12 protein-coding genes are annotated in these 13117 nt (G+C 67.9%); 6 read left to right on the forward strand and 6 right to left on the reverse strand.

Annotation, left to right across the window (positions count from 1 at the left end):
• Positions 1–22 precede the first annotated feature (22 nt).
• On the forward strand, positions 23–682 hold the full coding sequence (locus JZ791_RS11845) for a hypothetical protein (protein ID WP_216894293.1): 660 nt from the start codon (positions 23–25) through the stop codon (positions 680–682).
• On the forward strand, positions 679–1467 hold the full coding sequence (locus JZ791_RS11850; RefSeq protein ID WP_216894294.1) for a site-2 protease family protein: 789 nt from the start codon (positions 679–681) through the stop codon (positions 1465–1467). Before JZ791_RS11845 ends, JZ791_RS11850 begins: the two co-directional genes overlap by 4 nt.
• 413 nt (positions 1468–1880) lie before the next feature.
• Here the strand turns inward: JZ791_RS11850 and JZ791_RS11855 are convergent, their stop codons facing one another.
• Positions 1881–3032 carry an FUSC family protein gene (locus JZ791_RS11855; RefSeq protein ID WP_216894295.1) on the reverse strand — a complete coding sequence of 384 codons (1152 nt, stop codon included), beginning with the start codon at positions 3030–3032 and terminating at the stop codon, positions 1881–1883.
• 63 nt (positions 3033–3095) lie between these two features.
• Positions 3096–3542 (reverse strand): DUF3151 domain-containing protein, encoded by a 447-nt coding sequence (locus tag JZ791_RS11860; protein ID WP_216894296.1) that lies wholly within the window; start codon positions 3540–3542, stop codon positions 3096–3098.
• A gap of 143 nt (positions 3543–3685) precedes the next feature.
• Between JZ791_RS11860 and JZ791_RS11865 the strand changes: the two genes are divergently transcribed.
• Both JZ791_RS11865 and JZ791_RS11870 read left to right on the forward strand, forming a co-directional pair.
• Positions 3686–5101: an Rv0361 family membrane protein gene (locus tag JZ791_RS11865; protein WP_254205584.1), complete on the forward strand. Its 1416-nt coding sequence runs from the start codon at positions 3686–3688 to the stop codon at positions 5099–5101.
• 229 nt (positions 5102–5330) lie between these two features.
• Positions 5331–6374 carry a fused (3R)-hydroxyacyl-ACP dehydratase subunits HadA/HadB gene (locus JZ791_RS11870; RefSeq protein ID WP_216894297.1) on the forward strand — a complete coding sequence of 348 codons (1044 nt, stop codon included), beginning with the start codon at positions 5331–5333 and terminating at the stop codon, positions 6372–6374.
• Between the two features lie 193 nt (positions 6375–6567).
• Here JZ791_RS11870 and JZ791_RS11875 read toward each other — a convergent pair whose 3' ends face one another.
• From JZ791_RS11875 to fbaA, 3 genes are all read right to left on the reverse strand, one after another.
• The gene (locus JZ791_RS11875) at positions 6568–8016 is read right to left on the reverse strand and encodes a glycoside hydrolase family 183 protein (RefSeq protein ID WP_216894298.1); all 1449 of its coding nucleotides are present in this window, start codon (positions 8014–8016) and stop codon (positions 6568–6570) included.
• 97 nt (positions 8017–8113) lie between these two features.
• The gene (locus JZ791_RS11880; protein ID WP_216894299.1) at positions 8114–9229 is read right to left on the reverse strand and encodes a BTAD domain-containing putative transcriptional regulator; all 1116 of its coding nucleotides are present in this window, start codon (positions 9227–9229) and stop codon (positions 8114–8116) included.
• Between the two features lie 10 nt (positions 9230–9239).
• The gene (gene fbaA / locus JZ791_RS11885) at positions 9240–10277 is read right to left on the reverse strand and encodes a class II fructose-bisphosphate aldolase (RefSeq protein WP_216894300.1); all 1038 of its coding nucleotides are present in this window, start codon (positions 10275–10277) and stop codon (positions 9240–9242) included.
• 249 nt (positions 10278–10526) lie between these two features.
• On the opposite strand from fbaA, the gene JZ791_RS11890 reads away from it, so the two are divergent.
• Both JZ791_RS11890 and JZ791_RS11895 read left to right on the forward strand, forming a co-directional pair.
• On the forward strand, positions 10527–11234 hold the full coding sequence (locus tag JZ791_RS11890) for a DedA family protein (protein WP_216894327.1): 708 nt from the start codon (positions 10527–10529) through the stop codon (positions 11232–11234).
• 4 nt (positions 11235–11238) lie between these two features.
• Entirely contained in the window at positions 11239–11961 is a 723-nt protein-coding gene (locus JZ791_RS11895; RefSeq protein WP_254205585.1) for a DedA family protein, read from the forward strand.
• A gap of 7 nt (positions 11962–11968) precedes the next feature.
• Here JZ791_RS11895 and JZ791_RS11900 read toward each other — a convergent pair whose 3' ends face one another.
• Positions 11969–13108, reverse strand: a complete 1140-nt coding sequence (locus JZ791_RS11900) for a glycoside hydrolase family 76 protein (protein ID WP_216894301.1) — start codon at positions 13106–13108, stop codon at positions 11969–11971.
• Positions 13109–13117: the final 9 nt, after the last annotated feature.

Consider the following 13117-nt stretch of genomic DNA (forward strand, 5'->3'; position numbering starts at 1 on the left):
GTTCAAGGAGGGTGTACCGCGGTTGAGTACTCATGTTCTCCGCTGCAACGGCGCCCCGGTTCCGATTGCGCTCGCTTCGCTCCCCACCACCCAGACCGCGGCCATCCCCGAGGCCTCCGCGATCGATGAGCTGCTGCCGGTGCTCGCCGCCGACAGTCTGCCGCGGCTGATCGTGCTCGGCGAGGACGCGGGCCTGGCCGCGGTGCTCACCCACCTGCTGCGCACCGAGCGGCTGCACGTGGAGATCGGCTACGTGCCGGTGGACCGCACGTACGGCTCGCGCGCCTATCAGACCGGCTCCGGTTCGGCGGCGGCCAAGCGGGCGCTGGAGGGAAGGCCCGAGCCGACCCCGCTGATCCGCGACGACACCGGACGGGTGCTGGTCGGACGGGCCACGATCACCGGTCCCGGCGGCGGCAAGCTGGAGGGTGAGGCGTACGCCGACGAGACCCCGTTGTTCTCGGGAAAGGTTGCGGCACTGCATATCTCACCGACACTCGAGATGCCCGGCGCACGTGCGACGGTGCTGCGCACCTTCCGCAGGCGGCAGTGGGTCGCCGGGCGCGCGATTCAGCTGGGCACGCCGGGCGCGTCGGTGACCCGCGACGGCATCGTCGACGAGCGCACGGTGCCGCGCGCGAGCTTCTATCGGCACACCGACCCCTGGTTCCTGGTCCGATGAACTCCCCGTTCGATACCCGGCGCACCTCGGGGTCCGTGCGCCCGAGCCCGGTGTTCCTGCTGATCATCGTGCTCACCGCGGTCGGCGGCGCGGTGGCCTGGGATGCCGAGGTGAATTCGGTCCGGGCGAAGGCCGGCGTGTTCGTCTTGGTGGTGTTCGGCTGGATCGTCACCCTGTGCCTGCACGAATTCGGCCACGCCTTCACCGCGTGGCGCGCCGGTGACCGCGAGGTGGAGCTGCGCGGATATCTGACGCTGAATCCGCTGAAGTACGCGCATCCCATGCTGTCGATCGGCCTGCCGATGCTGTTCATCGCGCTGGGCGGATTCGCGCTGCCCGGCGGTGCGGTCTACGTGCGCTCGGGGCAGTTCTCCCACCGTATCCAGCGGCTGATCAGCGGCGCCGGTCCGGCGGTGAACGCGGTGTGCGCGGTGGTGCTGCTGGTGATCGTGCGATTCTTCGGTTCGGCGTCCGAACATCCCGCCTTCTGGTTCGGGCTGAGCTTCCTGGCGTTTCTCCAGGTCACCGCGACAATCCTGAATCTGCTGCCGATTCCGGGCACCGACGGGTACGGAATTCTGGAACCGTCGCTGAGCTATCAGACCCGGCGGTCGATGGAACAGTTCAAGCCGTACGGACTTCTGCTGGTGCTCGCGATCCTCTGGATTCCGGCGCTGAGGAATGTGTTCTTCACCGCCGTCTACGACCTGTTCTCGCTGTCGGGCGTGCCCTCGAGCTGGGCCGAGTACGGCAGTTACCTCACCCGCTTCTGGAGTTCGCTCTAGCGCAGGCGAAATAACAAGGCCGCCCGATCCAGTGGATCGGGCGGCCCGCTTCGCTCGGATGACGGGGCACCGCGCCCGTGACCGGCCACCGAACAGTGGTTCCGACGTCCTCCCCGGGTTGCTCGTGCTGATCCGAGCGATCCCCGCCGTCTCTCGGCCCCAGAGCGTCCGTCACCTTTGCGAAGCTTGAACCGCGCCACCCCTCGTGGACGCGGTCTGACCACTAAGTTATTGGCCACGCGAGCCCCGCACACGAGTAGTCCACTACGCGAAGTTCGATCATCTCCACGCGCAGGACGACCGCACGGTGCGCAGTCGCCGTTACCGGTACGCGACCGACTGCCCGGTCCGGACCGGTTGCGACAGATCGTCATCCATCCGGATCACGGTGCTACTCGGGGAGTACGGACGGATCAGTCCGCGGGTTCGACGTAGGGATGTTCGACCGTCGGGGGCAGCAGCGCCAGCGCCGACAGTCGCTTCACCCCGCAGACCTGCATCAGGTCGACCAGGATCGAACGCAACTGCGCGAACACCACATGCGCCGACAGCCCCGCGTCGCTCACCAGGTCGATGGTCGCGCCCTTGGCCACCCGGCGCAGCACCCTCGTGGCCTCGGCGGCATCGGGCTGACCGCCCGGATCGGCGAGCAGGTACCGACGCACCACCTCGACGGCCTGACCGAGTTCCTCTACCTCCTCGACGATGCCGGGATCGAGGATCTCGTCGTCGCGCACCAGGCTCAGCGCGCGGCGCAGCAGTACGCGGGTGTTGCGCACGGCGTTGTCGAGCGGATCGACCGCCGACCGGATCAGATCCAGGCGTGGGCGGGCGTTCCAGTACAGCGGGGAGATCCGGCTGATCTCCCGGCCGCCCGCGACCGCGTTGCGCAGCGCGTCGATCTGCGGTTGCGTAGCACGGACGGATTCCAGTGCCTCGTGGATCTTTTCGGCATCCTGTTCGTGCAGGCCGTCCGCACAGGCGGTCAAGGTCCGGCCGATCACCGCGAGGATGTCCGCGGCCTGCTGCCGGGCCCGGCGCACCGGATGCAGCGGGAAGATCGCCACCACCGCGACGCCGACCAGTCCGCCGATGAGCGAATCGGTCACGCGCAGATAGGCTCCCGAGCTGTGCGGCGGATACAGCGTGGCCACCAGCACCGCCGAGGACGCGGCCTGCATCGGGATGACCGCACCGCCGTCCAGGAAGATCGCCGCGCCCATCGCCACCGCGACCACGAGCGCGATCTGCCACGGCCCGGTGCCGACGTGAGAGATGAACAGATCGCCGATCCCGATGCCGACGCTGACCCCCGCGACCAGCTCGACCGAACGCCTGATCCGCGCGCCGAACGCCACCCCGATCGAAATCACCGCGGCCATCGGCGCGAAGTACGGCGCGCTGTGCCCGACGACGCGGTGCGCGATGAACCACGCGATGGCCGCGCCCACCGCGCACTGCAGGATGGGCAGCGCGGATTTGCGCAGCCGCTGCCAGCCACCGCGCAGACGTTGTGTGCTGCTCGCGCGGACGGCATCCACGGTCAGCGAACTCTCGAAAGCCATGCTTCGCTGAGGATAAACCGGCATCGACAATTCCCGCGCGCGGGATGAGCCGCGCCGGGGCGACTAGCCGAGGCCGAGTTCAGCCGCCGCGCGCGGGTCGCAGTCCTCGAGCAGATCCAGGCAGCGCGCGTATTCGTCGGTCTCGCCGATCGTGCGCGCGGCCCGGGCCAGGGCCCCGACGGCACGCAGGAAGCCGCGGTTGGGCTCGTGGCTCCACGGCACCGGCCCGAAACCCTTCCAGCCGTTGCGACGCAACAGGTCCAGCCCGCGGTGATATCCGGTGCGGGCGAACGCGTAGGCGGCGATGACATCGGCGTTGACCGCGCCCGGCGCGGCGGCCTCGGCGCGGGCCAGCGCGTCCTCGGCCAGCTGCGCCCAGGCGATCGAGGCCGTCGGATGGGCGGCGGCGACCTGCACCGGATCCTGTTTGTCCAGCAACGCCTCCTCCGCATCGGAATTCTCGGGGAGTAGTACCGGCTGCGGTCCGAGCAGATCACCGAAGGACGTCATGCGCTTCAGTATCCTATGCAGGGCTCGGCCGCCACTTTCGGCCCTGATGGTTGCGCCGCGATGCCCGCAATGCCCACCGATGCCGGAAATGCTCGTTACGCTTGCGGGCGAGTCCACACTGTCCGCCGAGTGAGGGGTGCCGCGTGTCCGAGCCGATCGACGAGAAGAAGCCGCAGCCGGGTTCCGCCGATGCCGAGCAGAGTTCTTCGTCCAGCGCGCCGACATCCGGTTCGGCGTCCGGCGCGTCGCCCACACAACGGACCGCTCGCGACCGGTTACCCGGTGAACAGGCCGGACGGGGTCAGGGGGCGTCGGGCCCCGATGCGGGCAAGACCGAAATGATTTCCCGGGACGCGATGCGCGACGCCGACAAGACGGAGCGGATCCCCCGGAACGCGGTCGCCGACGCGCTGAACGACGCCCGTGGGGCGACCGGCGAGAAGGACAGCGAGGCGGCCGACCGCACGGTCCGCCAGCCGGCCCCGGCGCCCAAGACGATGCCGTCGTCGCCGGCGCCGCCCCGAATCGTGCCGGGTTCGGGCGCCGCCTCCACCCCGCCCCGCCCCGGGGTCGCGCCGTCGCCGGAGCCGCCGCGCCCGGCCGCACCCGCGGACAAGACCGCATTCATCCCCAAGTCCGCGGCGCCCCCGGCGGGCGAGGAAACCGTTGCTATCCCGAAGGTCTCGGATTCGTCCAGTGCCGAGACCACGGCCCTGCCGATCCAGCGACCGGCGGACCAGCCGACCGAGAAGATTCGTTTCGGCGACAAGTCCGACACCGATCGGATCGTCCCGCCCGCAGGCGCCCGCCCGCCGATCGGCACACCGCCGATTACCCCGCGACCGGTCAGCGGACCGAAAAACCCCGTGCCGCAGGGCTCCTCGGGGCCGATGCAGAACGCGCCGACCGGCGACACATCCGCGCCTCAGCCTCCGGCACCGCCCCGCCCCGCCGGGGGATTCCCGATCGGCGGCGACGTGCCGATGGGCGGCGCGCCCTCGCCCGCCGATACGCAGCCCACCGTCGCCGAGCACTCGGACGCGCGCACGAGCATTGCCACACCCCAGCGCATCCCGGGTGCCACCCCGCCGACCGCGGCCACCGACGCCGCGCCGAACAGACTCGGTAAGCGCGTGCTGCTCATCGCCGGTGCGGCGGTGGTCGCGCTCGTCGTGGTGATCGCCGTGATCGTGGCACTGGTCGGCCACAGCAGGAACACTTCGCCCCAGGCGAAGGTCAGCGCCGCGATCACCGCGTACACCAACGCCCTCGCCACCGGGAATCTGCCGGATCTGCAGGCCGCGACCTGCGGCGCCCAGCACAGCTTCTACCAGAGCATCGCGCCCGATCAGTACGCCAGCGTGCACAAGCTGGCGGTCGATCAGCGCAAGATTCCCAAGGTGGACGCCGTCGACTCGGTGCAGATCACCGGCGACAAGGCGGTCGCGCAGGCCAGCGTGTACACCGACGCCGATCCGACCCGCACCGCGAACACCTTCGACCTGCAGCAGAACGCGGGCGGCTGGAAGGTGTGCGACTCTCCGACCGCCGGGCGGTAAGTCCGCATTGTCGGATTCATCTGATGCGTGATGAACATTACTTGTGACGCTTTCGCACCCTGTGGCGATAGCCGAGTACAGACAATTGGTCATCCGTCCGACCGGCCGGTAGGCTGACTCGGATTCTCCGGCCGCGTTCGCGGGCCGGGCCGGTGCCTGTATGTCGGCGTATCGGTGTTTACGCGGTGATACTGATTTGCAGTAAGAGTTGAGCAGGGAGCGCAAGGATATGCCGGAGCTGGCACCCGAAGCAGCGGCATCGACGGAACTGGCCGGCCGTCACTATCAGGTTCGGGATCACTACGACGTCGGCCGGGAGAAGGTCCGCGAATTCGCCCGCGCCATCCAGAACAACCATCCGGCCCATATGCACGAGGGTGACGCGGCCAAACTCGGCCTGGACGCCGTCCTCGCACCGCCCACCTTCGCCGCGGTCATCGGGATGACCACCACCCACGGTCTGCTGGACACGGTGCTCACCGACTACGACCTGTCCCAGATCCTGCAGATCGATCAGCTCTTCGAGATCCACCGGCCGATCGTCGCCGGTGAGCGGGTGCGCAGCGAGGCGAAGATCGAATCGATCCGCCAGGTACGCGGCAACGACTTCATCACCGTTCGGGCCACGCTCATCAACGAGTCCGGCGCCGTCGCGGTGAACGGGGTCATCACCACCGTGGCCCGGCTCGGCGAGGACATCAATCCGGATATCGTGCAGCTCGTCGAGGGTCTGGTGATGCAGCGGCGGGAAACCGATCCCACCGAGCCCGCCGTGCTCGTCCAGATCCCGGCCGAGCAGTCCACCCCGGTACCGACGTTGGCCGCCTCGCGCGAAGACCTTGTCGTGCACACGATCCCGATCTTCGAGGAGCTGTCGGTCGGCGATCAACTGCCGGTCGGCAAGATGCAGCTGACCCGGGGCGACCTGGTGAACTACGCCGGTGTGTCGGGCGATCCCAACCCGATCCACTTCAGCGATCGGGCCGCCGAACTCGCCGGACTGCCCACCGTCGTGGCACACGGCCTGCTGACCATGGGCCTGGGTGCGGACTACCTGAGTTCCTGGCTGGGCGATCCCAACGGAATCGCTTCCTACAGTGTGCGTTTCGCGGGATTCGTGCCGGTCGAGGCCACCTCCGCGGCCCAGATCGAATTCACCGGAAAGATCAAGTCCCTGGATCCCGAGCGGCGCACCGCCACGATCCTGCTGTCGGGCGTCTCCGGCGGGAAGAAGCTGTTCGGGCGCGCCCTCGCCGAGGTTCAGCTGAGCTGAGCTGTGTTTATGGCCTCCGCTTCGCTCCGGCGGGCCGCGGCCCCCGAAGGCTCGATTCTTCCCTCCTCCGCTTCGCTCCCCCGCTCCGTCAGTCCAGAATCAAGCCGGGCCGCGGCCACGAAGTGCACCATCCAAGTGGGTCTACTCGAGGCGCTCGGGTCCAAGTGGGTCTACTCGAGGCGCTCGGGCCAGTTCAGTCGTCGACGACGGCATGCATCAGGTAGACGTTGTAGTCGCTCCAGGTGCTGATGGTGAAGTACAGGTCCGAGCCGGTGGACCACGGATGGATGAAACCGCCGTACAGTTCGGGATACCGGGACACCGGCACGGTCTGTGTGGGAGCGGACCAGACGCCCTGCGGTGAATTCGACTCGCGCAGTACGATAGCCGCTGCGGTCGTGTCGAGGTAACTCATCTGCCACACGCCGCGCGCGGTGTCGTAACGGACCGACAGTTCCCCGGCCGGAGCGTCGACAATCGGTGTGGCCGAGGCCGATCCACCCACCGGCGTCCACCGGCCGTCGCGCCAGTACTGATAGGCCGAGGTGTTCAGGACCTGCGCCCTGGGCACCCGCGCCAGCCCGACCGAGCCGAGGCGGGTATTGGGCGTGCCGAATACGTAGACGTAGTCGCCCTGCGGAACCATCGCGGCCACTTGGAAATTCGCCAGTCCGAAGATGTCGTCCCAGTGCGCGTACGGATCCTTGGTCCAGCTCTGACCGTCGTCGTCGGAGTAGGCGATACCGCCGTAGTTGGTGAACCACGTGCCCGGCAGGCTGTTCCAGGTGCGAACCGACATATAGCTCATGTACTGCCGGGAGCCGAGCGCGAAACCCGAGGTCGGGATCGTGGTGATCTCGATATTGTCCTTCTGCCGGCTGGACAGCACCTGCGCGGCGTGGCACCGGGCGTCGGTCACCATGCGGTCGAAGATGATGCCGTGGCTCAGATCGCGATTACTGCTGAAGGCCAGCGCATTACTGCGCCAGTCCGGCCCCATGCCGCCGGGCGGATGGAATCCGACGCCGACCGTGTCACCGAAGACCGTCGCGATCTGCCCGGGCGCGCTCTCCCAGCTGATGCCGAGGTCGGTGCCGTAGACCTGCCAGCGCTTATCGGTGCGATTGACCGAATCCGCACCGGTTTCCTTGGCGACCTCGGTGACCTGTCCGATCACCGGCGCCGGCCGGGCGGGCGACTGCGGGGCGGGTTCGGTCGACGGATGCTGCCGCGGCGGCGGCGGCGGACCGGTCTGTGGTGAGGGACCGGGCGGCAGCGCGAAATAGAACGGCTGGGCATGCGGCAGCACATCCGGAACACCCAAGCGCTGCAATATATCCGGTGGCGGCGCCGGTTTGTCGGTGAGATCCGGGCACGGATCGAGGCAGGGATTCGCGGGCAACGCCATCCTGGTGCGCTGGGGCGGCACGGGTGGCGGCGCGCCGGGATCGACGGTCACCACCGGATACGGAATAGGCACGTCGAGCGTCTTGGGCACCAGGGACTGGTGCGCCGGCGCCGGATCGGTGGCGCACGGACCGATACCGGAGACGGGCGCCACCGGACCGGCGCCGGCCGTCGGCTGCACGCCCAGTACCGCGACAACGACCGCTCCGACGGCGGCGAACAGCCGCATCGCCATTGTTCATCCCCTCGCTCCCGCGCGCGTATCACCCGGGCTGAACCCTACCGGTGGCACAGCGGCATTTCGGCGCATTCCACCGACGGCGCGAGTCGAGTTATCCCCCTTCGAAAAGCAGTACGGTAGCCCCGATGCGCACGGCGTCGCCATCGGCGAGCACCGAACCGCTCTCGATCAACTGCTCGTTGATGTAGATGCCGTTGGCCGAATGCAGATCCTTGATCAGCAGTCCGGCCCGGCTCGGCAGGATATGCGCGTGGTACCGGCTGACCTTCGGATCGTCGAGCACCAGATCGTTATCGGTCATGCGGCCGATCTTCAACCCGCCCTTGGGGATCGGGACCGCGCGCCCGTCGGGCAGTCGCAGCCGGCCCGTACGCGCCGACTGCGGTGTCTCGGTCACCGTCTCGGTCATCGCCTGCGCCATTCGCTCGACCCGGGCGATATCGGTGGTATCCAGCGGCTCCTGCCGCAGCACTCGCTGCTCCAGCTCCGTCAGCGCCGGGCCCGGATCGATACCGAGTTCCTCGGCCAGCACCGCACGCACCCGCCGGCACGCCTCGAGCGCGTCGGCCTGACGCCCGGACAGGTACAGCGCGGTGATCAACTGGACCCACAGCGGCTCCCGCAGCGGATGCGCACCGGTCATCGAGACCAGCTCGCCGACCACGGAAGAGGCATGGCCGCAGGCGATCTCGGCGTCGATACGAGCCGAGGCCACCAGCAGCCGCTCCTCGTCCATGGCGGTGGCGAAGCTCTCGGCGAACTGCAGGCCCGACAGATCGTCCAGGGCCTTGCCGCTCCACTCCGCGAGCGCTTCGGCGAACAGCCGCGCCGCGCCGCCGTGATCGCCCGCCCCGGCCGCTTCGCTCCCGGCACGCCGCGCGGCGTCGAACCGGCCCAGATCGCAGCCGGAGTCCGGGATCTCGAGCCGGTAACCCGAGGATTCGGTGCGCAGCACCGCACCCGAGTCCACGCCCGAATTGCGCAGGGCCTTGCGGATATTCGAGACGAAGACCTGCAGGCTGGCCTGATAGGAGTCCGGTGGCTCCTCGTTCCAGACGATGTCCGCCAGCGCCTGCGCGGAGACCGCCCGCCTCCGGTTCACCGTCAGCGCGGCCAGCAGCGCCCGCGGCTTGGGGCCGCCGACCGCTAACGGCGCACCGTCGACCAGCAGGCGCACCGGCCCCAAGACCCGGACATCAAGAACCATGTCCTCGATGTTATTTCGCGCTGACGGACTTTCCCGCCGACTTCAGATCGTTGCAGGCCTCGACCACGCGATCGGACATCGACAGCTCGGCCTTCTTCAGGTAGCTGCGCGGGTCGTAGACCTTCTTGTTGCCGACCTCGCCGTCGATCTTCAGCACGCCGTCGTAGTTGCCGAGCATATGTCCGGCGATCGGGCGGGTGAAGGCGTACTGGGTGTCGGTGTCGACGTTCATCTTCACCACGCCGTACTTCAGCGAGTCGTCGATCTCGGACTTCAGTGAGCCCGAACCGCCGTGGAAGACGAAGTCGAAGGGCTTGGATCCCACGGGCAGGCCCAGCTTCTCGGTGGCCACCTGCTGGCCCTGCTCCAGCACATCCGGCCGGAGAACCACGTTGCCGGGCTTGTACACACCGTGCACATTGCCGAAGGTCGCGGCCAGCAGGTACTTGCCGTTCTCCCCCGAGCCGAGGGCGTCGATGGTCTTGGCGAAGTCCTCCGGCGAGGTGTACAGCTTCTCGTTGATCTCCGCCTCGACGCCGTCCTCCTCGCCGCCTACCACACCGATCTCGACCTCGAGGATGATCTTCGCCGCGGCGGCCTGCTTCAGCAGTTCCTTGGCAATGTCCAGGTTCTCGTCGATCGGCACGGCCGAACCGTCCCACATGTGCGACTGGAACAACGGATTCTTACCGGCGCTCACCCGCTCCTGCGAGATGGCCAGCAACGGACGCACGTAGGTGTCCAGCTTGTCCTTGGGGCAGTGATCGGTGTGCAGCGCGACGGTGACGTCGTACCGCGCGGCCACCACGTGGGCGAATTCGGCGAGGGCGACCGCGCCGACGACCATATCCTTCACACCCTGGCCGGAGGCGAATTCGGCGCCGCCGGTGGAGAACTGGATGATGCCGTCGCTGCCCGCCTCGGCGAATCCGCGGATCGCGGCATTGATCGTCTCCGACGACGTGCAGTTGATCGCGGGGAAGGCGAAGGAGTTCTCTTTGGCCCGGCCGAGCATCTCGGCGTAGACCTCCGGGGTCGCGATAGGCACTGCAGGACCTCCGTATATGCGCTGCGAAAATAGGACTGTCTGTGCCCACATTATGTTCCGCGACGATCCGGGCGAAAGGCACCCCGCTGTAGTTCGGCTCGCACTAGTGATGAGCGAGCGGAGTAGGTGAGCCCACCGCGTGCCGAAACGAACGGTTGCCGGATGTGTGCGCCGGATGAGCAACTTCTGTGAGGTTGCGGTGACGTTCGGTGCCACGGCTCTCGGGCCGGTACTGTGGGGGCCGTGACCATGCTGGCCATATCCGATGTACTCGCAAGCAGCTCCGGTATCAAGGGGCTGCTGGACCCTATGCATCTGCTCACGGAGACGTGGCTCAAGGATGCGGTGCTCCCGGCCATCCTGGTCATGGTCTTCATCGAGACCGGACTACTGTTCCCGATCCTGCCCGGCGACTCGCTGCTGTTCACCGGTGGCCTGCTGGCCGCGCATCCATCGCATCCGGTGTCCATCTGGGTGCTGCTCCCGGCCGTCGCCATCACCGCGGTCGCGGGCGATCAGTGCGCCTACTGGATCGGGCGGGCCATCGGCCCCGCGCTGTTCAACAAGCAGGATGGGCGCTTCTTCAAACAGGCCTATGTCACCGAGACGCACGCCTTCTTCGAGAAGTACGGCCCCAAGACCATCATCCTGGGCCGATTCGTGCCGATCGTGCGCACCTTCATGCCGGTGCTGGCGGGCGTGTCCAAGATGGACTACCGCCAGTTCCTGACCTTCGACATCGTCGGCGGTGTCGCCTGGGGTGGCGGCGTCACGATCCTGGGGTATTTCCTGGGCAACGTGTCGTTCATCCGCAACCACATCGAGTCGATCTTCATCCTGATCGTGATCGTCTCGATCCTGCCGGGCATCATCTCCGTGGTGAAGAAGCTGCGCAACCACGAGCCCGTGCTGGCCGCCGAGAGCGAACCGGTCCCGACGAACGAATCCATACGCTGACACATTGTCGAACACCCCGCTATCTCTGGAACTGAACGGACTGGCTCCGCTGCAGTCGGCCGGACCGATCCTCGTCTGGATCGTCGTCCTGGTTTTCGTTTTTCTCGAATGCGCCCTGATCATCGGCCTATTCCTGCCCGGCGACTCGATGCTGCTCACCGCCGGTATCGCGGTGGCCTCGTACTCGGGCGGGCAGGCACAGATCTGGGGCCTGGTCGCCGCGACGATGATCGCCGCGGTCGCAGGCAATCAGGTCGGCTATGTCATCGGGCACCGTACCGGCCACCGACTGGTGGCCAGACGCAACGGCCGCTATATCAACACCCGCAACCTCGCGCGGGTGAGCGAACTACTGCAACGGCACGGATTCCTGGCCGTGCTGGTCGCCCGCTGGATCCCCTGGGTGCGCACCCTGTGCCCGCTGGTGGCCGGCGCCGCCCGGATGGACCATCGCCGCTACACCGTGGCCAGTTCGATCGGCGCGGTGCTCTGGGCGCCGGTGCTGCTGGTGGTGGGCTACTACTCCGGGGGATTCCTGGATCGGGTCTCGTGGCTGATGCCGACGGTGATAGGCACGCTGGTGGCGGGCCTGATCATCGGCACCATCATCGGCATCCGGCAGTACCGCATCGAAATGGCGCGCCCGGCAGAGGATTTCGATCTCGACACGCCGGAATCCGAATGCGTGGCGACCGGGCCGCTGCGGGCCAACGAGGAAACCCCGTAACCCGTGTTCAGAACCCCGCGGCGGAAATCAGGTACGCGGCCTCCATCAGCATCCAGCCGGACAGCTGCACCGACAGATCGCGCTCCGGCACTGTCGAGGCGCTGACCGATCCACCCGAGGTGAACCGCGCCGCGCCCGTGGTGCTGGTGGGTAGCTGCGCCGGCTGGTTCCAGTCATGGCCGAACAGCGGTTCGCCCTCGACCTCCAGGCGGTTGTCCCACGCCGCGGCGGCCGATGCCATGACGATCGCGGCGGCCGACTTGCGCGCGGCCACCTGATCGGCCTGCTCACCCGGGAGCATGAGGGCCGTCTGTGCCAGGTAGCGGATCAGAATTCCGTTGAACAGGCCGCCGTCACCGCCACCGCCACCGGCGACGACGTTCTTGTCGGTCATCGTGCCGCGGACCGCCGCCAGCAGCCGCCGCACCCGCTCGACATGCCGGAAATCGCCTGTGCGCACGGCCAATTCGGTCTCCAGGCCCAGCACCACGCCCTGGCAGTAGGTGTATACCGGATTCTCGATCCGCCCGGACGGCAGATGGACGCCGTCCATGATCAGATCGGTCTCGTTGTCGCGCAGATTCTTGTCCAGCCAGTCGGCCATCTCCACCGCGCGGTCGGTCCGGCCCAGGCGGGCCAGCGCGATGGCGGCGGGGCCGTTGGCGGGGGTGTTGTAGTAGTCGTCACCCTTGCGCCACGGGAGCGCGCCGATCTGCGGCTGCCAGCCGTCGACCAGCTCCTGCTCCAGCGCCGTGCGACCGCCGCGCACCTCGGTGATGCCCTGTGTGCGCTCGGCGCGCTCCAGCGCCAGGGTCAGCCAGGCCATATCGTCGTAGTAGTTGTTGGTCCAGCCCGTGATGTTGCGTATGCGATGGGCGCGCGCGATCGCGGCGACGCGAGCGGTGCGCGCGGGGGTCTGCGCGCGGTCGGCCGCGTCGACCGCGCAGTCGATCAGGTGCGCCTGCCACCAGTAATTCCAGGTGAGGAACAGCCGCTCCCCCAGCAGCGCCGGCCAGCCCACCACGCCGAGCGTGGCGCCGGGCACGACCCACAGCCGCCGCAGATTCCGTGACAGCAGGGCGGACTCGGCCAGATCCGCCCGCTGTGACCAGTCCGTGGCGGTTGGCTCGGTTCTCGACGCTGTCATGGGCTCCAT

It is taken from the genome of Nocardia alni (genome assembly GCF_019038435.1).
In the GTDB taxonomy this organism is placed as follows: domain Bacteria; phylum Actinomycetota; class Actinomycetes; order Mycobacteriales; family Mycobacteriaceae; genus Nocardia; species Nocardia alni.

Excerpts from the sequence above, each read along its gene's own strand:
- JZ791_RS11860 (WP_216894296.1), bottom strand. The coding sequence starts at position 3,542 with ATGACGTCCTTCGGTGATCTGCTCGGACCGCAGCCGGTACTACTCCCC.
- JZ791_RS11875 (WP_216894298.1), bottom strand. The coding sequence starts at position 8,016 with ATGGCGATGCGGCTGTTCGCCGCCGTCGGAGCGGTCGTTGTCGCGGTA.
- JZ791_RS11880 (WP_216894299.1), bottom strand. The coding sequence starts at position 9,229 with ATGGTTCTTGATGTCCGGGTCTTGGGGCCGGTGCGCCTGCTGGTCGAC.
- JZ791_RS11870 (WP_216894297.1), top strand. The coding sequence starts at position 5,331 with ATGCCGGAGCTGGCACCCGAAGCAGCGGCATCGACGGAACTGGCCGGC.
- JZ791_RS11900 (WP_216894301.1), bottom strand. The coding sequence starts at position 13,108 with ATGACAGCGTCGAGAACCGAGCCAACCGCCACGGACTGGTCACAGCGG.
- JZ791_RS11850 (WP_216894294.1), top strand. The coding sequence starts at position 679 with ATGAACTCCCCGTTCGATACCCGGCGCACCTCGGGGTCCGTGCGCCCG.
- JZ791_RS11855 (WP_216894295.1), bottom strand. The coding sequence starts at position 3,032 with ATGGCTTTCGAGAGTTCGCTGACCGTGGATGCCGTCCGCGCGAGCAGC.
- JZ791_RS11890 (WP_216894327.1), top strand. The coding sequence starts at position 10,527 with ATGCTGGCCATATCCGATGTACTCGCAAGCAGCTCCGGTATCAAGGGG.